The sequence below is a fragment of the Paenibacillus terrae genome (genome assembly GCF_005217525.1).
Taxonomy (GTDB): Bacteria; Bacillota; Bacilli; order Paenibacillales; family Paenibacillaceae; genus Paenibacillus; species Paenibacillus terrae_C.
In genome coordinates, this window is record NZ_PNXQ01000004.1 from 23,233 (window position 1) to 23,735 (window position 503).

General features: G+C 33.0%; 2 protein-coding genes. Both read right to left on the minus strand.

Annotated elements, in window-relative coordinates; all coding sequences use genetic code 11:
* Positions 1 to 333: hypothetical protein (locus C1I60_RS24655; protein ID WP_212734424.1), on the minus strand; the 333-nt coding region annotated here is incomplete at its 3' end.
* The coding region (locus C1I60_RS25140; RefSeq protein WP_252361541.1) for a hypothetical protein at positions 305 to 503 on the minus strand (199 nt) is incomplete at its 5' end. The genes C1I60_RS25140 and C1I60_RS24655, both read right to left, overlap by 29 nt.

Sequence of the window (503 nt, forward strand, 5' to 3'; positions counted from 1 at the left end):
GAGAAAGAAGCAGACCAATAAATTTTTTGACACGAAAAGTCCTGCTGGATTCATCTGTATTTCCGCTATATTTTTTTTATTCACAAAATATATTAAGGGAATTAAAAACAAACAGAAGCAGAGAATGAAGAAGTAGATTATCGAGTAATCCAAACTCTTGAATTGATCAGACCATACGATGTTACCTGCAATGATGTCATGATAAACTTGTTTGCCGTTAGCATAAATCTTTAAAAAAGCCATGGTTGAAACTAGCGATAACAGTACAGCCAACACACTTGATATTAAAAGGTGCATTGAGGATTTAGGAAGAAACGACTTCAAATTGCTCATGCTCAGGCTCCCTCTTGTTCTTATGAAGTGATTTTAAACTTAAAAATTTCTTTTCAACTAGATGCCAAGAAAAATACGAACAAGCCAAACAAATAATAAAAGAAATAGAAAAATGAAAAAAGGTACTCATCTTGCCACCACCGAAAATCCATGTAACAAATTGTTGAACA